Source organism: Pantoea sp. C8B4, from assembly GCF_051336905.1.
Taxonomy (GTDB): Bacteria; Pseudomonadota; Gammaproteobacteria; order Enterobacterales; family Enterobacteriaceae; genus Pantoea; species Pantoea rwandensis_B.
This window is the reverse complement of sequence record NZ_JBGMNK010000003.1, coordinates 110624-129655: the sequence shown is the minus strand read 5'-3', so window position 1 is coordinate 129655 and position 19032 is coordinate 110624. Positions and strand designations below refer to the sequence as shown.

Here is a 19032-nt window from a genome sequence, read left to right as displayed (position 1 = left end):
GCCGTTTTCGCCACACCTGACGGGTAAGTTTCTGTAAAACTATCGTGCATTGTGGTCTACCAGGCTACCATCCACGACTTTGATTACGCCCGATCCGCATAAAGAGGTAACGATGATCCAGCAAAAAACGAATCTGGTTGAGGTTCGTGGCGTCAGCTTCACTCGCGGAGACCGCGTCATCTTTGATGACATTTCGCTTACCGTGCCAGCGGGTAAAGTGACCGCTATTATGGGGCCATCCGGGATTGGAAAAACCACGCTGCTGCGCCTGATTGGTGGTCAGTTGCAACCGGATAAAGGGGAAATCTGGTTCCGTGACCAGAATATCCCGACGCTTTCTCGCACTAAATTGTATGAAGTGCGAAAAAAAATGAGCATGTTGTTCCAGTCGGGTGCACTTTTTACCGATCTTAACGTCTTTGATAACGTTGCCTGGCCGTTGCGTGAGCACACACAATTACCGCCGGAATTGCTGCACAGCACGGTGATGATGAAGCTGGAAGCAGTCGGCCTGCGCGGTGCGGCCAAACTGATGCCGGCCGAGCTCTCTGGTGGCATGGCGCGCCGTGCCGCACTGGCGCGCGCGATTGCGCTGGAGCCGGACCTGATCATGTTCGATGAGCCCTTTGTCGGCCAGGATCCGATTACCATGGGCGTGCTGGTGAAATTGATTGATGAATTGAACCACTCGTTAGGTGTGACCTGCATTGTGGTTTCACACGATGTGCCAGAGGTCTTGAGCATTGCTGACCATGCCTATATTGTTGCCGGTCAAAAGATTATTGCCCAGGGCAGCGCGCCGGAGTTGCGGGAAAATGCCGATCCGCGCGTGCGCCAGTTTATTGAGGGTCATGCGGACGGTCCAGTGCCATTCCGCTTCGCTGCCGGGGATTACCTCAGCGATCTGACTCGTGCAGGGAGAACGTAAACTGATGTTGCTAAAGGCGCTGGCGTCACTTGGACGTCAGGGAATTAATACTTGCGCGGCGTTTGGCCGTGCAGGCTTGATGCTGTTTCATGCGCTGGTGGGTAAACCCGCTTTCCGCCGCCACGCGCCACTGCTGGTAAAACAGCTGTACAGCGTGGGTGTGTTGTCGCTGCTGATTATCGTGGTCTCGGGTTTATTCATTGGTATGGTGCTGGGCCTGCAGGGTTATCTGGTGCTGACGACCTACAGCGCTGAAACCAGTCTCGGCATGCTGGTGGCCTTATCGCTGCTACGTGAACTGGGCCCCGTGGTCACGGCATTGCTGTTTGCAGGACGTGCGGGTTCAGCCCTGACGGCAGAGATTGGTTTGATGAAAGCCACCGAACAGCTCTCCAGTATGGAAATGATGGCCGTTGATCCGCTGCGTCGCGTGGTTTCGCCGCGCTTCTGGGCAGGGTTTATCAGCATGCCGCTGCTAGCCTTGATCTTTACGGCAGTCGGTATTGCCGGTGGGGCGTTGGTGGGCGTGGGCTGGAAAGGCATCGATCCTGGCTTCTTCTGGTCAGCGATGCAAAATGCCGTGGATTTCCGCACCGATGTCATCAACTGCATCATTAAAAGCGCAGTCTTTGCCGTGACGGTAACCTGGATTGCGCTGTTCAATGGCTATGATGCCATCCCGACCTCGGAAGGGATTAGTCGGGCGACAACGCGTACCGTAGTGCATGCTTCACTGGCGGTACTCGGTTTGGACTTTGTGCTGACAGCACTGATGTTTGGGAATTGATGCAATGCAAAGCAAGAAAAACGAAATCTGGGTTGGCGTCTTCATGCTGGCAGCACTGTTGGCACTGTTATTCCTCAGCCTGCGCGTGGCCGATCTCAAGTCACTTGGCACCGAACCGACATGGAAGCTGTATGCCACTTTCGATAATATTGGCGGCCTAAAAGTCAGCTCACCGGTGAAAATTGGTGGTGTGGTGATTGGTCGTGTCACGGATATTTCGCTGGATGATAAAACGCTGTCGCCGCGTGTCACCATGGACATCAGCGATCAATATGCCGACAAAATCCCGGACACCAGCTCGCTGGCTATTCGAACGCAAGGTCTGCTGGGTGAACAGTTCCTCGCACTGAATTTAGGCTTTGACGATCCAGAACTGGGTTCGGCAATGCTGAAAGATGGCGGCACGTTGCGTGACACCAAATCCGCGATGGTGCTGGAAGATTTGATCGGCCAGTTCCTCTACAAGAGCGGCGATAACAAAAACGATAATCAAAAGCAGGGCACCGAGAGTGCGCCTGCTCCGGCAGCACCTGCTACAACGGAATAGAGAGGTAAAACACGATGTTTAAACGTTTCCTGATGATTGCCATGCTGGCGATTGTGCCGCTGGCGGCCAATGCAGCGGATCAGAGCGATCCTTATAAACTGATGAATGAAGCGGCGGCGAAGACCTTCACCCGCTTGAAAAACGAGCAACCTAAAATCAAGCAGGATCCTAACTATCTGCGTGAGGTGGTGCGTCAGGAGTTGCTGCCGTATGTACAGATCAAGTACGCGGGTGCGCTGGTGCTGGGCCGCTATTATCGTGAAGCAACGCCCGCGCAACGCGACGCTTACTTTGCCGCATTTGGCGATTACCTGGCGCAGGCTTATGGTCAGGCGCTGGCGCTGTACCATGGCCAAACCTACCAGATTCAGCAACCGCAGCCGATTGGCGATGCGAATATCGTGGCGATTCGCGTGACTATTTTGGATCCGAACGGCCGTCCGCCTGTGCGTCTTGATTTCCAGTGGCGCAAGAACAGCCAGACCGGCAACTGGCAGGCCTATGATATGGTGGCTGAAGGCATCAGTATGATCACCACCAAACAAAATGAGTGGAGTGATTTGCTGCGTACCAAGGGCATTGATGGTCTGACCGCGCAGTTGAAAACCTACGCAGCACAGCCTATCACTCTGGATAAACAGTAAGCATGAGCGAACCGTTACGCTGGCAGCGCAATGCCAGCACGCTATCTTTAAGCGGCATGTTGGATCGCGATACCCTGCTGTCATTGTGGCATGACCGTGAAACCGCCATGGTGGATGTCGCGACCATTGATGTCGCGGCGCTGGAGCGCGTGGATTCAGCGGGGCTGGCTTTGTTAGTCCATCTTCGCGAAATCGCGCGAGCACAAGGTAGCACGCCAGTTTTCACCGGTATCAACGACAAACTCCAGTCATTAATTGCGCTGTATAACCTACAGCAGATTATTGTTTCTGCGGAAAAAATCGCCTGATTACGTGGTTATCGCCAAAAGCCCCTGATTTATTCAGGGGCTTTTGCGTATTTAAGAGTCATGCGCTTTCCTCTAAGATATCCGCCTTATTATTATTAAGTGAAGCAAAGAGCGATGGAAAATAGTGAAGTTCAAGCCGTGCTGATGCAGGCGCTGCCATTAGATGAAGTACATGTTCTCAGCAACGACGGCAGTCATTTTCAGGTGATCGCGGTGGGTGAGATGTTCGGTGAACTGAGCCGTGTGAAGAAACAGCAGGCTGTTTATGCGCCGCTGATGGAATACATTGCGGATAACCGTATTCATGCGGTGTCCATTAAAACTTATACCCCAACCGAGTGGGCGCGTGACCGTAAACTCAACGGTTTCTAAGCGTCTCGCCGGTTGATTTGTTGATAGATAATTGAGAGCCGTTAATGGACAAATTTCGTGTGCAAGGCCCCACCCGTTTAAGTGGTGAAGTGACCATTTCCGGGGCGAAGAATGCTGCGCTGCCAATTCTGTTTGCTGCGCTGCTGGCAGAAGAGCCGGTTGAAATTCAGAACGTGCCGAAGTTGCGTGATATCGATACCACCATGAAGCTGCTGAATTTGCTGGGGGCGCGCGTTGAGCGTAATGGTTCGGTTCACGTTGATGCTCGCGAAGTTAATGTCTTCAGCGCGCCGTATGATCTGGTGAAAACCATGCGTGCCTCGATTTGGGCACTGGGTCCGCTGGTGGCGCGTTTTGGTCAGGGTCAGGTTTCATTGCCAGGTGGCTGTGCTATTGGTGCACGTCCGGTTGATCTACACATCACTGGCCTTGAGCAGCTGGGTGCGGAAATTAAACTGGAAGAAGGTTACGTCAAAGCTTCCGTTAATGGCCGCCTGAAAGGCGCGCATATCGTCATGGACAAAGTCAGCGTTGGCGCGACTGTGACCATCATGAGTGCAGCAACGCTTGCCACTGGCACGACCATTATTGAAAACGCCGCTCGTGAGCCGGAAATTGTCGATACGGCAAACTTCCTCAACACGCTGGGCGCAAAAATCAGCGGTGCAGGCACAGATAAAATCACCATCGAGGGCGTAGAACGTCTGGGTGGTGGTGTGTATCGCGTTCTGCCGGATCGTATCGAAACCGGTACCTTCCTGGTCGCTGCTGCGATTTCCCGCGGTAAAGTGGTGTGCCATAAAGCCCAGCCCGATACGCTGGATGCTGTACTCGCAAAACTGCGTGATGCGGGTGCCGAGATTGAAACCGGTGAAGACTGGATCAGCCTCGATATGCACGGTAAGCGCCCTAAGGCGGTTAACGTCCGTACTGCACCACACCCAGGTTTCCCAACCGACATGCAGGCACAGTTCACCTTGCTGAACATGGTGGCGGAAGGCACTGGCGTGATCACCGAAACCATCTTCGAAAACCGTTTCATGCACATCCCTGAGCTGATTCGTATGGGCGGTCACGCGGAAATCGAAAGCAACACTGCGATTTGCCACGGTGTGGAGGCGCTGTCGGGTGCACAAGTGATGGCAACCGACCTGCGAGCTTCTGCGAGCCTGGTACTGGCCGGTTGCATCGCGGAAGGCACTACCATTGTGGACCGTATTTATCATATCGACCGTGGCTATGAGCACATCGAAGATAAACTGAAGGCCATGGGTGCCAATATCGAGCGCGTCAGCGGCGAATAACACAGATCTCGCACGCGAAGAAAACCAGTCACGGCAGCGTGGCTGGTTTTTTTATGCCAAAGATCTCAGATCTCCTGACGATCCCTGGGGGATCGAATACGTTTTTTGCGATCCAGCAAGCGCGATGTAATAGGATCATAATAGCGAGTTGGCCAGATCTCGGCGGGATGAACACCGATCGCTTCAGCGATCAACCACTCTCCTTTGGGCCAGGGGCGGGAAAGTGCGTTGGAGAGTGTGGACGAGTTCAGCCCCGAATTGCGTGACAATTCTGCCATTGATGTGCCTTTTTTACGCAGTGCTGCAATCACATCTGCGGGATGCCAATCCTGTTTCCTTGCTTTCATAACGTCCTGCTCCTTGTCCATGTTATTGCGTTGTCTCTGCCGCAGCGAGCGTATCCAATGCAGAGATATTAGGAAAAAACAAAAACCTTATAGCAAATAATTTCCATAAGCTTCCAGTAATTGTTTTGGCCTCGCATTAAACTGAGCTCTCTTTCGCAAAAGCGCTGCAAGGAATGTAATGGGCAGTCAGGTGAAGGGCTGGGAAGTATAGCAGGGGGAGAAAACGGGTGAGGCAGGAAAGAAAACGGGGCTAGGCTGCCCCGTAATGACAATCAGAAATCACGCTGCACTGACATGTGGGCCAATGCTTCGAGTGCGCTACGCCACGGTGTTTCTGGCAGGGCCTGCAGGGCAGCAATGGCTTTATCCGCCTCTTCTTCAGCGCGTTTGCGCGTCCATTCCAGCGAGCCAGTTTGTTGCATGGCATCCAGCACCGGTTCCAGCAGATGGCGACCGTTACCTTCTTCGATTGCTTTGCGGATCATCTGAGCTTGCTCTGGCGTGCCGTTGTGCATGGCATGCAGCAACGGCAGCGTCGGCTTGCCTTCACTCAGGTCATCACCGGTATTTTTACCCAGGGTTTCGCCATCCGCACTGTAATCCAGCAAATCGTCAATTAACTGGAAAGCGGTACCCAGATAGCGACCATAATCCTGCAGCGCTTTTTCCTGCGCCGGCGTGGCTTCAGCCAGAATCGCGGAGGCTTGAGAAGCCGCTTCAAACAGGCGCGCGGTCTTACTGTAGATAACGCGCATGTAGCTCTCTTCAGTGATATCGGGATCGTTGCAGTTCATCAGCTGCAGCACTTCACCTTCCGCAATCACGTTTACTGCTTCGGACATCAGCGCGAGGATCTTTAAGGATCCCATGCTGGTCATCATCTGAAACGCGCGGGTGTAGATGAAATCCCCCACTAGCACACTGGCAGCATTACCGAACGCGGCATTGGCAGTGGCTTTGCCACGGCGCATATCGGATTCATCCACCACATCATCGTGCAGCAGAGTCGCTGTGTGGATAAATTCGATCAGCGCCGCATTAGTGACATGCAGCGATCCCTGATAGTTCAGCGCACGTGCCGAGAGCACCGCGATCATAGGCCGGATACGTTTGCCTCCGCCGCTGATGATGTAATAACCCAACTGATTAATCAGTGAGACATCTGAATTCAGCTGGTCGAGGATGGTCTGGTTGACGGCCGCCATGTCCTGCGCGGTTAATTCATTAATCTGTTCTAAGTTCATTCGTCTGTTCAGCTTTGACTCGTATTTTGCATGGTAAGCGCTTTTACCCAGCGTGAGTTCAGGTAATCTGTTACTGATTGTACTTGAAAAATCGGGCTGAGAAACGTTTGCATTCGTCCTGCGCTTTTTTTCTGCAAGAGAGTGCAAAGTGCACTTGTCTTCTGCTGGAGATTTGCGTAGAATTCGCGCCCTATTGTGAATATTTATCGCGCCGCCTGATGAATAGAAAGGCATGCGCAGAAGCGGAGTTTTATATGTACGCGGTTTTCCAAAGTGGTGGTAAACAACACCGAGTAAGCGAAGGTCAGACCGTTCGCTTGGAAAAGCTGGACATCGCAACCGGCGAAACCATTGAGTTCGACCAGGTTCTGATGATTGCAAATGGCGAAGACGTGCAAATCGGCGCGCCACTGGTATCAGGCGGTGTGATCAAGGCAGAAGTTGTTGCTCACGGTCGTGGCGAGAAAGTTAAGATTGTTAAGTTTCGTCGTCGTAAACACTACCGTAAGCAAGCTGGTCACCGTCAGTGGTTCACTGATGTGAAAATCACTGTGATCGGCGCGTAAGAGGAGATCTGACAAATGGCACATAAAAAGGCTGGTGGCTCGACTCGTAACGGTCGCGACTCCAATGCAAAACGTCTGGGTGTTAAGCGTTTCGGTGGTGAATCTGTTCTGGCAGGTAGCATCATCGTTCGTCAGCGTGGCACCAAATTCCACGCAGGTACCAATGTAGGTTGTGGTCGTGACCACACCCTGTTTGCTACCGCAGACGGTAAAGTACAATTCGAAGTTAAAGGTCCTAACAACCGTAAGTACATCAGCATCGTTGCTGAGTAAGGTTGTTGTGACGCAGACGGTTAACGTCTGAACACACGAATTGAAGGCCCCGCAGCTTTGCGGGGCTTTTTACATTCTGCCGCAGGTTGCGGGATTCCCTCTGACCAAAACGCGCAGTTTGCTGTACAATTTATGTACTCCTGGCTTTGCCAGTCTTGTATTATCCGCCGCCGGTCAGCGCAGAAGACCCTGGCGGACCCGTTTGCTGTGCTTTAGTCGCCGCGAACGATAGCGTGACGGAGAAATAAAATGAAGTTTGTAGATGAAGCGACGATCCTTGCGGTCGCAGGCGATGGCGGTAATGGTTGCGTAAGCTTCCGCCGCGAAAAATACATTCCACGCGGTGGCCCGGACGGCGGCGACGGCGGTGACGGCGGTGATGTTTACCTGCTGGCGGATGAAAACCTGAATACCCTGATCGATTATCGCTTCGAGAAATCTTTCCGCGCCGAACGTGGTCAAAATGGCCAGAGCCGTGATTGCACCGGTAAACGCGGCAAAGACATCATTATCAAGGTGCCTGTCGGTACCCGCGTAATTGACCAGGGGACTGGCGAAACGCTGGGTGACATGACGCGCCACGAGCAGAAGCTGATGGTCGCAAAAGGCGGCTGGCACGGCTTGGGCAATACGCGTTTTAAATCCTCCGTTAACCGTTCCCCACGTCAGAAGACCATGGGTACGCCGGGCGAGAAACGCGACCTGCAACTGGAGCTGATGCTGCTGGCTGATGTCGGTATGCTTGGCCTGCCAAATGCCGGTAAATCGACCTTTATTCGTTCCGTGTCTGCGGCTAAACCAAAAGTGGCGGATTATCCGTTTACCACTTTGGTGCCAAGCCTTGGCGTGGTGCGCATGGACAACGAAAAGAGCTTCGTCGTCGCGGATATCCCGGGCCTGATTGAAGGCGCAGCGGATGGTGCCGGTCTGGGCATTCGCTTCCTGAAGCACCTTGAGCGTTGCCGTGTACTGTTGCACCTGATTGACCTTGCGCCGATCGATGAATCCGATCCGGTCGAGAACGCCCGCATCATCTTGGGTGAACTGGAAAAATACAGCGAGAAGCTGTTCCAGAAGCCACGCTGGTTGGTGTTTAACAAATGTGACCTGCTGGACCGTGAAGAAGCGGAAAGCCGCGCTAAAGCGGTTGTGGAAGCGTTGGGCTGGGAAGACAAATACTATCTGATTTCTGCTGCCAGCCATGATGGCGTGAAAGATCTTTGCTGGGACGTGATGACCTTCATCATCGAGAACCCGAAAGAAGCGGAAGAAGAAGCGAAAGAGCCGGAGAAAGTGGCCTTTATGTGGGATGACTATCACCGCGAAGCCATGGAAACCGCTCAGGAAGTGGAAGAAGATGACGATTGGGATGACGACTGGGATGAAGAGGACGACGAAGGCGTCGAAATCATTTACCAGCGTTAATCGCCAAAGAGAAAGCGGCCAATTGGCCGCTTTTTTTATGGCTGCTGAGTACCCATTTTCATCTCCCGATGAAAGGGCATTGTGTTCAGCAATCCGGCGCGATTTTTCTTACCCCCAGGAATAAGGGGGCCGTCGCGGAAAATTACCCCAGCACCGCCACCGTCAATCGCGATGTGCAGCACAGTTGATCGCGTCCATTGCGAATCTCTATTTCCCAACTCTGGTTGCGTGCGCCAAGGTGCAAAGGACGGCAGATACCGCGGACTTCACCGCTGCTCACTGCGCGATGGTGGCTGGCACTCACCTCTATCCCGACCACACTTTTGCCCTCTTCCACACTCAGATAACCGGCAATCGATCCCATCGATTCCGCCAGCACCACTGACGCACCGCCGTGCAGCAGGCCAAACGGCTGCTGCGTGCGGGTGTCCACTGGCATAGTGGCCTCAAGGTAATCGTCGCCAATCACCGTGAACACGATGCCGATGTGCGACACCAGTGAGTTATTACCCAGGGTATTTAAGGTTGCCAGATCAACCGATCGTTTCCAGATTGCCATATCAGGATCCCAGCGTTGCGCCACCGTCGACCACAATATCCTGCAGTACCACGTGGCTGGCAAGATCCGAGGCGAGGAACAGGACGTTGTTCACGATCTCTTGCGGTTTCGCGATCTTACGCAGTGGGATCCCCAGCTTATACTGATCCGGGAAGCCGTTGATCATCTCCTGCTCTGCTTCCGGCGTGTGCCACAGGCTACGTTGCATGTCGGTATCGGTTGAACCCGGTGAAACGATGTTGCAGCGCACGCCAAACGGTGCCATTTCCAGACCGACGGTCAGGCACAGGCTACGCAGTGCCGCTTTGGAAGCGCCATAAGCGGACATCCCCAGGCGTGGCGCATGCGCGGCGTTGGAGGCGATGGTGACAATCGCTCCTGCGCGCTGCTGGCGGAACACCGGCAGCGTCTGCTGGAACATATTGAAGGCGCCGCCAGCGTTCACCGCCAGACACGCCTGCCAGTCTTCGAATGCGAGTGCTTCGGTGCTGCCGACGCGCAGGATCCCGGCGCCGTTGACCAGCACATCCAGACGAGGCTGCTCAGCCAGCAGGCGCTGACAAACTTCTTTCACCTCCGCCGCATTCGCCACATCCAAAACCTGCGTGGCAAACGGGTAGTCGGGCTGATCAAAACGCAGATCGAAGCCGATCACCTGTGCGCCGGCCTGATGGAATGCCAGCGCCGTGTGGTAACCAATGCCTTTGCCCGCACCGGTTACCCAGACGAATTTTCCGTTAAAGTCGAAAGAGGCACTCATTTGGCAGGCGTCCGTGATAGCAGAGCCCACCAGCCATCAATGCTAGGATTTTTCGCCAGGCTAACGAAATCGATATCGTTGTGCACCTGGCGCCAGCGCGCTGCCAGCGCCATCACGCGCACGGAATCCAGACCGTAGTCGATCAGATTCTCATCATCTTCCGGCACATCGTCGTCTTCCAGCAGCGGCAGAATCAGCGCACGCAGATCATCTTTGCTTAGCGGCAGCGGCATGAGATCGGCGGTCATCACCACTTTGCCACTACGGCCAGCAGTGTAAGTCAGCGCCATCATGTGCTCTTCGCGGCTAAAATCGGCCAGCGCATCTGCCACCATAAACGGCTGGATATTACGCATAAAGGCGTCAGTGGCGGTGGTCAGACAGCCAATATGGGCATAAACGCCGGTGATGATCAGCTGGTCGCGGCCCATCTCTTGCAGGATCGACTCCAGCGGCGAACGCACAAAGGCGCTGTAACGCCATTTAGTTAACACCTGATCGTCCTGATCTGGCGCCAGTGCATCCACGATCTTCTGTTGATCCGGATGCTTATTCAGGCCCGGTCCCCACATGTCGTTGAGCAATGCGCGATCGGCATCGCTCTGCTCATTAGGCTGCGCAGTGTAAAACACCGGAATACCCTGCGCTTTGCAGTAGGCACGCAGGCGCGCAATGTTTTCGACGACCTGGTCGATCAGCGGGCTGTTCTCGCCCCAGAAATTCAGGAAATAAGCCTGCATATCATGGATGAGCAGCGCAGCGCGCTGTGGCTCTACGCTCCATTTCACTTTATTGGTCGGCAGTTCAGTGGCGGCAGGCAGCGCGTAAGAATTGAGTTTTGGAATAGCCATTATTATCTCCGGAACAGGTCAGGCTTGCGCTTGTTGGTCAGCAAGCTGTTGGCGTAAACGTTTTTTATCCACCTTGCCAACCGGGGTCAGCGGCAGGGCATCTACGCAGGTAATACGATCGGGTAATTTAAACTCGGCGACACCGAGATCGCGCAGATGGCGACGCAGTGCTACCGCTTTGATCGGCTGGCTGGCAACGATAAAGGCGCAGCTCTTTTCGCCCATCAGTTCATCATTCATCGACACGAGCGCAGCGTGGATCACGTCCGGATGACGCTGCAGCAGATTCTCGATCTCTTCTGCGGCGATCTTCTCGCCACCCCGGTTGATCTGATCTTTCTCTCGGCCCTGCACGGTGATGTAACCCTGAGGATTGATCTCAATCAGATCGCCAGAACAGTAAAAACCATTAGCATCGAAGCTGGCCGCGTTGTGCTCCGGGCTTTTATAGTAACCACGGAAGGTGTACGGACCGCGTGTCATCAGGCGGCCTACCGTGCCGTGCGGCAGCGGATTACCCTGTTCGTCGGCCACCCACACTTCGTCATCTTCAGAAATCGGTCGGCCCTGTGTGGTCAGCACGATTTTCTCGTCATCGCCAAAGCGGGTGTAGTTCACCAGACCTTCGGCCATGCCAAACACCTGCTGTAATTGGCAGCCAATTTCGCTCTGGATGCGTGCCGCCAGCGTTTCGCCCAACTTTGCGCCACCCACCTGAATACGCTGCAGCGAAGCCAGTTGCTTATTGCTGCCCCATTCCTGAATCGCCTGCAGCCACAGGCTCACTGCGGGCGGCACCAGGCCGGTATCGGTGACCTGGTGCTTCTCAATCAGCGGGAAGCAGAGCGTGGCGCTTGGGTCAGCGGCAAGAATCACCTGGCCCCCGGCATAAAACACACCGAGTGAACCCGGTGAGCTCATGGCGAAGTTATGCGGCGCGGGCAGGGCGATCAGATAGCGCGTGTCAGCCGTGACTTCGCAGATCTCATCACTGGCGCGAATACTGTAATAGTAATCATTGTGCGTGCGTGGGATCAGCTTCGGCGTACCGGTGCTGCCACCGGAGAGCTGGAAAAACGCCACTTCATCGGCAGCAGTTGGCGTTGGCTGGTAATCGCCTGCCGCTTCCGCCATCAGGGCTTCGAGGGTGTTTTCTTTATCACCGTCATTGCACAGAATCACCTGCTGCAGAGAGGGCTGTGCCGCACAGAGCGCACCAATAAAGGTGTCGTCGGCAAACAGTGCGTGACGGCGATCGGCAATTAACAGCTTAGGCTCAATCTGCGTGGCGTAGGCAGTCAGCTCCGTGCGCTGATGGCTATACAGCGCGAAGACGGATGCCACGCCAAGTTTAAACAGCGCAAAGACCGTGACGTAAAACTCCGCCACGTTGCCGAGCTGCACTAACGCAGTATCACCCTGTTGCAGGCCACGGCGCTGCAGGGCCGCCGCGAGGTTATCGGTGAGTTGATTCAGCTCGCGATAGCTGATTTGACGATCGCCGTCGATGACCGCGATGGCATCATTCTCTTGATGGCGCGCCAGGATATCGGTCATTGGCACATCGAGCCAATAGCCTTTTTCGCGATAGCGCGCAGCCAAATCTTCAGGCCAGCGGGTATAGGGAATACTCATGCTCTTTCCTTTATTGCAGTCCAAAAGCGCGCAACATGGTATCCAGCTTCACGCCGGTTTCGCGCCATTCTGATTCAGGTTGGGAATCGGCAACGATGCCTGCGCCCGCAAACAGTCGCACGCGTGCACCGTGCACGGTGCCACAACGAATCGTCACCACCCATTCACCGTTTCCTTCACTGTCACACCATCCCACAATGCCGCCAAACAGCTGACGATCAAAAGGCTCCAACTGCTGAATCAGCTGCTGAGCACGCTGGTGTGGGAAACCGCTTAATGCGGGGGTCGGATGAAGCAGGCAGGCCAGCGACAAGGCGTTCTCACGATCATCCTGCACCTCACCATCGATTTGGGTCGCGAGGTGCCACAAGGTTGCCGTGGTGATCAACGACGGTACCGTCGGCACCGACAGCAGGCGACTGCGCGGTTGCAGCGTATCGCGCATCGCATCCGTGACCAGCTGGTGTTCATGACGATCTTTGCTGGAGTCCATCAGCGTATTGCCCGCTGCCTGATCCTGCTGGCTATTGTGGTGATCACGACGTGCTGAGCCCGCCAGCGGGCACGAGCTAAAATCGCGGCCCTGCTTACGCAGCATCAGTTCCGGGCTGGCCCCCACCAGTGCACCGCCTTGTGGCAGCGGCAGATGGAAGTGATAGCTATTCGGATTCTGTGCAATCACGCGTTGCATCAGCGCCGCGGTATCCACTGGCTGCTCGGTAACAATATCCATCAGGCGCGACAGCACCACTTTATCGAGGTCACCACGTTGCGTTGCTGTCACCGCATCGGCCACCATTTGGGTAAAGACATCGTGATCCGGCACCGCCACGCGACGGCGTACCTGCGGCAGTTCACTGGCAGCCGCAGGCAGCGCATTCTGTAGGTCGGCACGATGAAAAGTTTGATACGTCTCAGGGATAAACAGGGCCGCAGGCTGACTCACGTCAAACGGAATCGCACCCACCAGGATCGGATTCTCAATGCCTTGTTGTTTTGCCGCCGCAAAATGTTGATGCAGCTGAAGTTGAAAATCACCCTGCAATGATGCAGCGTCTGCCACAGAGGTGGTTATCGTGGTATAGCAGCCTTGAGTCGCGAGGCTGCGCCACGGCGAGGTAAAGAGGAACCCACGGCATAACGCAGAAAAATCCTCTAATAAGGCATTTTCAAACATGGATGATTCCACCATAATTTTCACCTATAAATGATAAGATTATTAAGAATGATTATCATTTTTATTATGGGCCTGTAACCTACGTCGATTGGACAAAAGAGTCAATCCATTCGCGGGATTTCCCGCATGATTAGGCGTAATCGGAAGGTGACGTCGAGCCGTGCAATAAGCTAAAAGGTGGACCAAAACTTATGAATAAATGCGGTTTATTGGGCCTGACAGCCCTGTTGTTTATTTTCCAGACTTTCACAGGGCTCGCACAGGCAGAACAGGGATGGCCGCGCACGGTGCAAGGGGCAAAGGGTTCGATTACCTTAAACAAAGCTCCGCAGCGCATTGTTTCAACCAGCGTCACCTTAACCGGATCGCTGCTGGCGATTGATGCGCCGGTGGTGGCGTCCGGTGCGACCGCACCGAACAGTCGTCTGGCCGACGATCAGGGTTTTTTCCGTCAATGGGGTGAGGTGGCAAAACAGCGCCATGTAAAACGTCTCTATATTGGCGAGCCGAGCGCCGAAGCGGTCGCCGCAGAAGCACCCGATCTGATTCTGGTGAGCGCCACAGGTAATGACTCTGCGATCAAACTTGCCAGCCAGCTTTCCGCCATCGCGCCAACGCTGGTGGTCAATTACGATGACAAAAGCTGGCAGGATGTGGTGACGCTGCTCGGGCAGGCAACCGGCCATGAAGCGCAAGCGGCACAGCGAGTGAAAGCTTTTGACGATCGTGAAGCAGCGTTGAAAAAAACCATCACCTTACCGCCGCAACCCGTGTCTGCCATGGTGTGGAACGGCGATGGGCGTGCCGTCAACGTGTGGACCACTGAGTCAGCGCAGGGCAAACTGCTGGAGCAGCTTGGTTTTACCCTTGCCGTCCCGCCAGCCAGTGTGCAGCAAGGTCACAGCATGGGTCAGCGTAAAGACATTATTCAGCTGTCAGGTGAGAATGTGGGTAGCGGCTTGACGGGTAAAACCTTCCTGCTGTTTGCGGCGGATGATAAAACCACGCAGTCAGTGATCGGCAATCCGTTCCTCGCGCAAAACGCGGCGGTTAAGGATAAGCAGGTGTTCCCGCTTGGCGTCGATTCGTTCCGTCTGGATTACTATAGCGCCAGCAATCTGCTGGCGCGTCTGGAGAAACTGTTCGTTAAGTCATGATGCCTGTTCCGCCAGCTCAGGAGCTGGCGGAGCATAACGACGTAAGCGTCCCATAACACACCACATCACAATGCCAAGCAGCGCTGCCGCAAAGCCAAACGCGGCGGCAGCCTGTGGCGGCAATAGCCATGAACCCATAGCACCTATCATCGCCGCACCCATCGCATCCCCGGTGACATTTTGCGCGGTCCACAAGCCGTTGATGCGGCCCAGCAAATGGTCAGGCGTCAGCAGTTGAATCATCGCGTACTGCACCAGACTGTTGATGGCACTGAAATAGCCAAACGCCACCAGGCACAGCAGCGCCAGCGGCAGATTGGGCATCAGGCTGAATAATCCCAGCGCGAAAAAGGCGGCCACCGCACTGCCCAGCACCAGCTGTCCCGGTCGGGCGGCATGCTTCAATTTACCGCTGGTGAACGCGCCGATAGCGGCACCCAGCGGCACGGCTGCGTAAAGCATGCCAAACTGGTTAGCACTCACTGACCAATGTGGCGCCAGGGCGGGATAGAGCACGCGAATCGCGCTGGCCAGTGTGACCAACGCACCAATCAATGCCACCATACCGACAATCGGACTGGCAAACAGGAACTGCACCCCGGCGGCCAGCGACTTCAGCGGATGTTCTCGCGGCTGAGGTGGCGGCGGGAGTTGAGTTAATTTCAGCAGCGTCAGTACGGTAATCAGTGTGCCAAACGCGGTTAAGCCGTAGTTCCACACCACGCCGCCGTGTGCAATGACCAGTCCGGCAATGGCCGGCGAGAGGATAGAGCCAAAACGCACCGTCAGCATGGTGATGGCGCCGGCCTGCATAATGTTTTCGCGCCCCACCAGCGCCGGTGTGGCCGCCAGCAGCGCCGTGACGCCAATCGCGCCAAAGAAGCCATCCCAGAATCCCAGCAGATACACCGCAATCAGTGAAGGTTGCGGCAGTGCAGCGTTGATAGCCAGCGCGATAAAGCCCAAGCCGCAGGTGGATCGGGCAAACAAAATCAGTTTCTTACGCTCGTAGCGATCGGCTAACACGCCGCCGGTCAGCAGACCAATAAACATACCAGATGCGGCGAGGGTGACGGCCAATCCCACCAAAAGCGGGGAGTGCGTCATCTGCTGGATCTGCACCGGCACCGCCACGGCGAGCATACCGAGCGCGACAATCGAGATGAAACGGGCAATAAATACTGCGCGAAATGCCGCATGGGTTTTCAGCAGGGAGAGATCGATAAAGTGGGAAGATTTGTTCATTTGTTCGCCTTTTTGCACCAATTTTCCTCATCGTCCGCGAGGCGAGTCATGGTAACATAGGCAAACGCGAGTAATAACGATAACCATTATCAAATTGCGTTGCGCATGCGACGACGTTGAACAGTGAAGGTTTAGAACGATGCGCCAGATCCGTGCATTAGCAGGCTCAGGGATTCTGCTCTTGCTCCTCATCGCACTCAGCTTGATGCTGGGGGCAAAATCGATACCCATTTCCGATGTATATCATTCATTTACCTCAGGCTGTAACAGCGCTGAGTGCGTGATTGTGCGTGATGCACGCTTGCCTCGCACACTGGCCGGATTGCTGGCCGGTGTAGCCCTTGGGTTAGCAGGCGCACTGATGCAAAGCCTGACGCGCAATCCGCTGGCCGATCCGGGCATTCTCGGTGTCAATGCGGGTGCCGGATTTGCGGTGGTGATCGGCATTGCGCTGTTTGGCGCCGATTCGCCGCTTGATTGGCTCGGCTTCGCGTTTGCTGGTGCGCTGTTGGCGTCATTGCTGGTGGCGATGACGGGAGCGATTGGCGGTGGGCGAGTCAATCCGGTGCGCCTGACGTTAGCGGGCGTGGCATTGGGCGCAGTGCTGGATGGCCTGACGTCTGGCCTGTCGCTGCTGAATCCCGATATTTATGACCATTTGCGTTTCTGGCACAGCGGATCGTTGGATATCCGCAATTTCACCGTACTGCGCACCCTGTTCCCGGCCGTTGTCATTGGCAGCGGGGTGGCGATTTATCTATCGCAGGCGTTGAACAGTTTAAGCATGGGCGGCGATATGGCGACCGCGCTGGGCACGCGGGTGGCGCGTACACAATTGCTGGGATTGCTGGCAATTGCGTTGCTGTGCGGTGCGGCGACGGCTGCGGTGGGACCGATCGCTTTCATCGGACTGATGACGCCCCATTTTGCACGCTGGATGGTCGGCAACGATCACCGCTGGATGCTGCCCGCCACCGCGATCATTACCCCGATTCTGCTGCTGGCAGCGGATATTCTGGGACGACTGCTGGTGGCGGGTGAACTGCGCGTCTCCATTGTCACGGCGATGTTGGGGGCTCCGGTACTGATTGTGCTGGTGCGCCGTAAACTCGGGCGAGGTGCGCTATGACGCGTCGGGTTGGATTACATACCACGTGGCTGATGCTCGGATGCGCACTGCTGGCGTATCTGGCGATGACGCGAGGTGCATTGCCGATTGGTGCAGAGCAGTTCTGGCAGGTGTTGGCTGGACAGGGGGCCAGCAACGTCAAACTTATCGTTTTAGAGTGGCGGTTGCCGCGTGTGCTGATGGCACTACTGATTGGCGCGGCACTTGGCGTCAGCGGCGCGATTTTCCAGTCACTGCTGCGCAACCCGCTCGGCAGCCCGGATATTCTCGGTTTCAATACCGGTGCCTACAGCGGCGTGCTGGTGGCGCTGGTGCTGTTCAATCAGGGCATCGCCGCCATGACCGGTGCAGCATTGATTGGCGGTATCAGCACGGCGGCATTGGTGTATCTGTTTGCCTGGCGCAACGGGGTAGAAACCTTCCGCCTGATTATTGTCGGTATCAGCGTGCGCGCGTTGCTGATGGCGCTGAATGCCTGGCTGATTATCAGTGCCTCGCTGGAGTCCGCGCTCAGTGCTGGATTGTGGAGTGCAGGTTCACTTAACGGCATCACCTGGGCGAAAACGCCACCGGTAGTGGGCGTATTGTTGCTGTCGCTGTTGCTGATGGCCTTGCTGACCCGGCGCATGCGTTTGCTGGAAATGGGTGATGATACCGCCAGCGCGCTCGGCGTGCCGGTGGAGCGCAGTCGGCTGCTGCTGATGCTGATTGGTGTGGTGTTGACTGCGGCATCCACCGCATTGGTGGGGCCGATCTCCTTTGTCGCGTTGCTGGCACCGCAGATCGCGCGTCGACTCGGCGGCGGCGAGAAAGGTGCGTTGTTGCTGGCGGCACTGTGTGGGGCTCTGCTGCTGATTGCAGCCGATTTTGCCGCACAGCATCTGTTCCTGCCTTATCAATTACCGGTTGGCGTGATTACCGTCAGCCTCGGTGGACTTTATCTGATTGCGTTACTGGTGCGGGAGGCGCGACGCCAATGATCGATATCCCTTCACGGCTGTATGGCGAAGGCCTGACGCTTGGCTACGACAAGAAAGTGGTGGCAGAAAATCTGTCGGTGGCGATCCCGGAAGGTGAGTTGACGGTGATTATCGGCCCCAACGCCTGCGGTAAATCCACTTTGCTGCGTACCCTGAGCCGTCTTAATGCACCGCTGAAAGGCGAAGTGTATCTGGATGGTGAAGCGATAGCGCGCTACCCGACTAAAGAGGTCGCACGTCGACTTGGGTTGCTGCCGCAGAGTTCCAACGCACCGGCGGGCATCAGCGTGACTGAACTGGTGGCGCGCGGGCGTTATCCCCATCAGCCGCTGTTTGGTCGCTGGCGTAGCGAGGATGAAGAGGCGGTGCAAACGGCGATGCGGGCAACCGGCGTGGCCGATCTGGCGCAGCAGCCAGTGGATACCTTGTCCGGTGGGCAGCGTCAGCGTGTATGGATTGCCATGGTACTGGCGCAGCAAACGCCGCTGTTACTGCTGGATGAGCCAACCACCTGGCTGGATATCACCCATCAGATTGAACTGCTGGAATTGATGCAGGAGTTGAATCAGCAACATGGCCGCACGTTAGTGGTGGTGCTGCACGATCTCAATCACGCCTGCCGTTATGCCACCCATTTGATCGCCATGCGTCACGGCAAGATTTTGGCCGAAGGCAAGCCCGCAGAGATCGTGACGCCTGCGTTGATAGAACAGGTGTACGGTTTACGCTGCGTGATTGTGGAAGATCCGGTGGCGCACACGCCAATGATCGTGCCGCTGGGGCGGGGAAATTAA

At 55.5% G+C, this 19032-nt stretch carries 22 protein-coding genes; 14 read left to right on the top strand and 8 right to left on the bottom strand.

Going from position 1 to position 19032, the window contains the following annotated elements; all coding sequences use genetic code 11:
* The first annotated feature begins 112 nt into the window (after nucleotides 1-112).
* From mlaF to murA, 7 genes are all read left to right on the top strand, one after another.
* On the top strand, nucleotides 113-928 hold the full coding sequence (mlaF, locus tag ACCW76_RS05260; RefSeq protein WP_436337955.1) for a phospholipid ABC transporter ATP-binding protein MlaF: 816 nt from the start codon (nucleotides 113-115) through the stop codon (nucleotides 926-928).
* A gap of 4 nt (nucleotides 929-932) precedes the next feature.
* A complete protein-coding gene (gene mlaE / locus ACCW76_RS05255; RefSeq protein WP_034826606.1) occupies nucleotides 933-1715 on the top strand; it encodes a lipid asymmetry maintenance ABC transporter permease subunit MlaE in 783 nt (260 codons plus the stop codon).
* Nucleotides 1716-1719: 4 nt separating this feature from the next.
* Nucleotides 1720-2262 carry an outer membrane lipid asymmetry maintenance protein MlaD gene (mlaD, locus tag ACCW76_RS05250; RefSeq protein WP_034826604.1) on the top strand — a complete coding sequence of 181 codons (543 nt, stop codon included), beginning with the start codon at nucleotides 1720-1722 and terminating at the stop codon, nucleotides 2260-2262.
* A 14-nt stretch (nucleotides 2263-2276) separates the two neighbouring features.
* Nucleotides 2277-2906, top strand: coding sequence for a phospholipid-binding protein MlaC (gene mlaC / locus ACCW76_RS05245; protein ID WP_034826602.1), 630 nt, complete (start codon nucleotides 2277-2279; stop codon nucleotides 2904-2906).
* 2 nt (nucleotides 2907-2908) lie between these two features.
* Nucleotides 2909-3214, top strand: coding sequence for a lipid asymmetry maintenance protein MlaB (gene mlaB, locus ACCW76_RS05240; RefSeq protein WP_038649484.1), 306 nt, complete (start codon nucleotides 2909-2911; stop codon nucleotides 3212-3214).
* Nucleotides 3215-3328: 114 nt separating this feature from the next.
* Nucleotides 3329-3586 carry a BolA family iron metabolism protein IbaG gene (ibaG, locus tag ACCW76_RS05235; RefSeq protein WP_034826599.1) on the top strand — a complete coding sequence of 86 codons (258 nt, stop codon included), beginning with the start codon at nucleotides 3329-3331 and terminating at the stop codon, nucleotides 3584-3586.
* A 44-nt stretch (nucleotides 3587-3630) separates the two neighbouring features.
* Nucleotides 3631-4890 carry a UDP-N-acetylglucosamine 1-carboxyvinyltransferase gene (murA, locus tag ACCW76_RS05230; RefSeq protein ID WP_034826598.1) on the top strand — a complete coding sequence of 420 codons (1260 nt, stop codon included), beginning with the start codon at nucleotides 3631-3633 and terminating at the stop codon, nucleotides 4888-4890.
* A 65-nt stretch (nucleotides 4891-4955) separates the two neighbouring features.
* Here murA and ACCW76_RS05225 read toward each other — a convergent pair whose 3' ends face one another.
* Both ACCW76_RS05225 and ispB read right to left on the bottom strand, forming a co-directional pair.
* On the bottom strand, nucleotides 4956-5237 hold the full coding sequence (locus tag ACCW76_RS05225) for a helix-turn-helix domain-containing protein (RefSeq protein ID WP_038649475.1): 282 nt from the start codon (nucleotides 5235-5237) through the stop codon (nucleotides 4956-4958).
* A gap of 272 nt (nucleotides 5238-5509) precedes the next feature.
* On the bottom strand, nucleotides 5510-6481 hold the full coding sequence (gene ispB / locus ACCW76_RS05220) for an octaprenyl diphosphate synthase (protein ID WP_038649473.1): 972 nt from the start codon (nucleotides 6479-6481) through the stop codon (nucleotides 5510-5512).
* A 254-nt stretch (nucleotides 6482-6735) separates the two neighbouring features.
* Between ispB and rplU the strand changes: the two genes are divergently transcribed.
* From rplU to cgtA, 3 genes are all read left to right on the top strand, one after another.
* Nucleotides 6736-7047 carry a 50S ribosomal protein L21 gene (gene rplU, locus ACCW76_RS05215; protein ID WP_034826596.1) on the top strand — a complete coding sequence of 104 codons (312 nt, stop codon included), beginning with the start codon at nucleotides 6736-6738 and terminating at the stop codon, nucleotides 7045-7047.
* Between the two features lie 15 nt (nucleotides 7048-7062).
* Nucleotides 7063-7320: a 50S ribosomal protein L27 gene (gene rpmA, locus ACCW76_RS05210; protein ID WP_003851093.1), complete on the top strand. Its 258-nt coding sequence runs from the start codon at nucleotides 7063-7065 to the stop codon at nucleotides 7318-7320.
* Between the two features lie 249 nt (nucleotides 7321-7569).
* Nucleotides 7570-8745, top strand: a complete 1176-nt coding sequence (gene cgtA, locus ACCW76_RS05205; protein WP_034826592.1) for an Obg family GTPase CgtA — start codon at nucleotides 7570-7572, stop codon at nucleotides 8743-8745.
* A gap of 142 nt (nucleotides 8746-8887) precedes the next feature.
* Here the strand turns inward: cgtA and ACCW76_RS05200 are convergent, their stop codons facing one another.
* Genes ACCW76_RS05200 through ACCW76_RS05180 form a run of 5 tightly spaced genes read right to left on the bottom strand, consistent with a single transcriptional unit; the run spans nucleotide 8888 to nucleotide 13742 of the window.
* Complete coding sequence (locus tag ACCW76_RS05200) at nucleotides 8888-9304, bottom strand: hotdog fold thioesterase (RefSeq protein ID WP_436337954.1); 417 nt, start codon at nucleotides 9302-9304, stop codon at nucleotides 8888-8890.
* Nucleotide 9305: 1 nt separating this feature from the next.
* Nucleotides 9306-10064, bottom strand: coding sequence for a 2,3-dihydro-2,3-dihydroxybenzoate dehydrogenase (gene dhbA / locus ACCW76_RS05195; protein WP_436337953.1), 759 nt, complete (start codon nucleotides 10062-10064; stop codon nucleotides 9306-9308).
* Complete coding sequence (locus ACCW76_RS05190; protein ID WP_038649458.1) at nucleotides 10061-10915, bottom strand: isochorismatase family protein; 855 nt, start codon at nucleotides 10913-10915, stop codon at nucleotides 10061-10063. Before ACCW76_RS05190 ends, dhbA begins: the two co-directional genes overlap by 4 nt.
* A gap of 18 nt (nucleotides 10916-10933) precedes the next feature.
* Nucleotides 10934-12550, bottom strand: coding sequence for a (2,3-dihydroxybenzoyl)adenylate synthase (locus tag ACCW76_RS05185; RefSeq protein WP_045815879.1), 1617 nt, complete (start codon nucleotides 12548-12550; stop codon nucleotides 10934-10936).
* 10 nt (nucleotides 12551-12560) lie between these two features.
* Nucleotides 12561-13742, bottom strand: a complete 1182-nt coding sequence (locus ACCW76_RS05180; RefSeq protein ID WP_436337952.1) for an isochorismate synthase — start codon at nucleotides 13740-13742, stop codon at nucleotides 12561-12563.
* A gap of 176 nt (nucleotides 13743-13918) precedes the next feature.
* Between ACCW76_RS05180 and fepB the strand changes: the two genes are divergently transcribed.
* A complete protein-coding gene (fepB, locus tag ACCW76_RS05175) occupies nucleotides 13919-14884 on the top strand; it encodes a Fe2+-enterobactin ABC transporter substrate-binding protein (RefSeq protein ID WP_045815881.1) in 966 nt (321 codons plus the stop codon).
* Here the strand turns inward: fepB and entS are convergent.
* Nucleotides 14879-16129 (bottom strand): enterobactin transporter EntS, encoded by a 1251-nt coding sequence (gene entS / locus ACCW76_RS05170; RefSeq protein WP_436337951.1) that lies wholly within the window; start codon nucleotides 16127-16129, stop codon nucleotides 14879-14881. The two genes, fepB and entS, sit on opposite strands and share 6 nt — an antisense overlap.
* Before the next feature lie 139 nt (nucleotides 16130-16268).
* Between entS and fepD the strand changes: the two genes are divergently transcribed.
* The 3 genes from fepD to ACCW76_RS05155 are packed head-to-tail and all read left to right on the top strand — an operon-like array spanning nucleotide 16269 to nucleotide 19032.
* The gene (fepD, locus tag ACCW76_RS05165) at nucleotides 16269-17258 is read left to right on the top strand and encodes a Fe(3+)-siderophore ABC transporter permease (RefSeq protein ID WP_038649448.1); all 990 of its coding nucleotides are present in this window, start codon (nucleotides 16269-16271) and stop codon (nucleotides 17256-17258) included.
* Nucleotides 17255-18238, top strand: a complete 984-nt coding sequence (gene fepG / locus ACCW76_RS05160) for an iron-enterobactin ABC transporter permease (RefSeq protein ID WP_200537362.1) — start codon at nucleotides 17255-17257, stop codon at nucleotides 18236-18238. Before fepD ends, fepG begins: the two co-directional genes overlap by 4 nt.
* Nucleotides 18235-19032 carry an ATP-binding cassette domain-containing protein gene (locus ACCW76_RS05155; RefSeq protein ID WP_038649442.1) on the top strand — a complete coding sequence of 266 codons (798 nt, stop codon included), beginning with the start codon at nucleotides 18235-18237 and terminating at the stop codon, nucleotides 19030-19032. The genes fepG and ACCW76_RS05155 overlap by 4 nt, the downstream gene beginning before the upstream one ends.

Bases quoted from the DNA above. Each gene is read 5' to 3' on its own strand.
- ACCW76_RS05200 (WP_436337954.1), bottom strand. From the start codon at position 9,304: ATGGCAATCTGGAAACGATCGGTTGATCTGGCAACCTTAAATACCCTG.
- ACCW76_RS05180 (WP_436337952.1), bottom strand. From the start codon at position 13,742: ATGGTGGAATCATCCATGTTTGAAAATGCCTTATTAGAGGATTTTTCT.
- murA (WP_034826598.1), top strand. From the start codon at position 3,631: ATGGACAAATTTCGTGTGCAAGGCCCCACCCGTTTAAGTGGTGAAGTG.
- ACCW76_RS05190 (WP_038649458.1), bottom strand. From the start codon at position 10,915: ATGGCTATTCCAAAACTCAATTCTTACGCGCTGCCTGCCGCCACTGAA.
- mlaD (WP_034826604.1), top strand. From the start codon at position 1,720: ATGCAAAGCAAGAAAAACGAAATCTGGGTTGGCGTCTTCATGCTGGCA.
- mlaC (WP_034826602.1), top strand. From the start codon at position 2,277: ATGTTTAAACGTTTCCTGATGATTGCCATGCTGGCGATTGTGCCGCTG.
- ispB (WP_038649473.1), bottom strand. From the start codon at position 6,481: ATGAACTTAGAACAGATTAATGAATTAACCGCGCAGGACATGGCGGCC.
- ACCW76_RS05225 (WP_038649475.1), bottom strand. From the start codon at position 5,237: ATGAAAGCAAGGAAACAGGATTGGCATCCCGCAGATGTGATTGCAGCA.
- rplU (WP_034826596.1), top strand. From the start codon at position 6,736: ATGTACGCGGTTTTCCAAAGTGGTGGTAAACAACACCGAGTAAGCGAA.
- fepD (WP_038649448.1), top strand. From the start codon at position 16,269: ATGCGCCAGATCCGTGCATTAGCAGGCTCAGGGATTCTGCTCTTGCTC.
- entS (WP_436337951.1), bottom strand. From the start codon at position 16,129: ATGAACAAATCTTCCCACTTTATCGATCTCTCCCTGCTGAAAACCCAT.
- ACCW76_RS05155 (WP_038649442.1), top strand. From the start codon at position 18,235: ATGATCGATATCCCTTCACGGCTGTATGGCGAAGGCCTGACGCTTGGC.
- cgtA (WP_034826592.1), top strand. From the start codon at position 7,570: ATGAAGTTTGTAGATGAAGCGACGATCCTTGCGGTCGCAGGCGATGGC.
- mlaE (WP_034826606.1), top strand. From the start codon at position 933: ATGTTGCTAAAGGCGCTGGCGTCACTTGGACGTCAGGGAATTAATACT.
- rpmA (WP_003851093.1), top strand. From the start codon at position 7,063: ATGGCACATAAAAAGGCTGGTGGCTCGACTCGTAACGGTCGCGACTCC.
- fepB (WP_045815881.1), top strand. From the start codon at position 13,919: ATGAATAAATGCGGTTTATTGGGCCTGACAGCCCTGTTGTTTATTTTC.
- ibaG (WP_034826599.1), top strand. From the start codon at position 3,329: ATGGAAAATAGTGAAGTTCAAGCCGTGCTGATGCAGGCGCTGCCATTA.
- fepG (WP_200537362.1), top strand. From the start codon at position 17,255: ATGACGCGTCGGGTTGGATTACATACCACGTGGCTGATGCTCGGATGC.
- ACCW76_RS05185 (WP_045815879.1), bottom strand. From the start codon at position 12,550: ATGAGTATTCCCTATACCCGCTGGCCTGAAGATTTGGCTGCGCGCTAT.
- mlaF (WP_436337955.1), top strand. From the start codon at position 113: ATGATCCAGCAAAAAACGAATCTGGTTGAGGTTCGTGGCGTCAGCTTC.
- dhbA (WP_436337953.1), bottom strand. From the start codon at position 10,064: ATGAGTGCCTCTTTCGACTTTAACGGAAAATTCGTCTGGGTAACCGGT.
- mlaB (WP_038649484.1), top strand. From the start codon at position 2,909: ATGAGCGAACCGTTACGCTGGCAGCGCAATGCCAGCACGCTATCTTTA.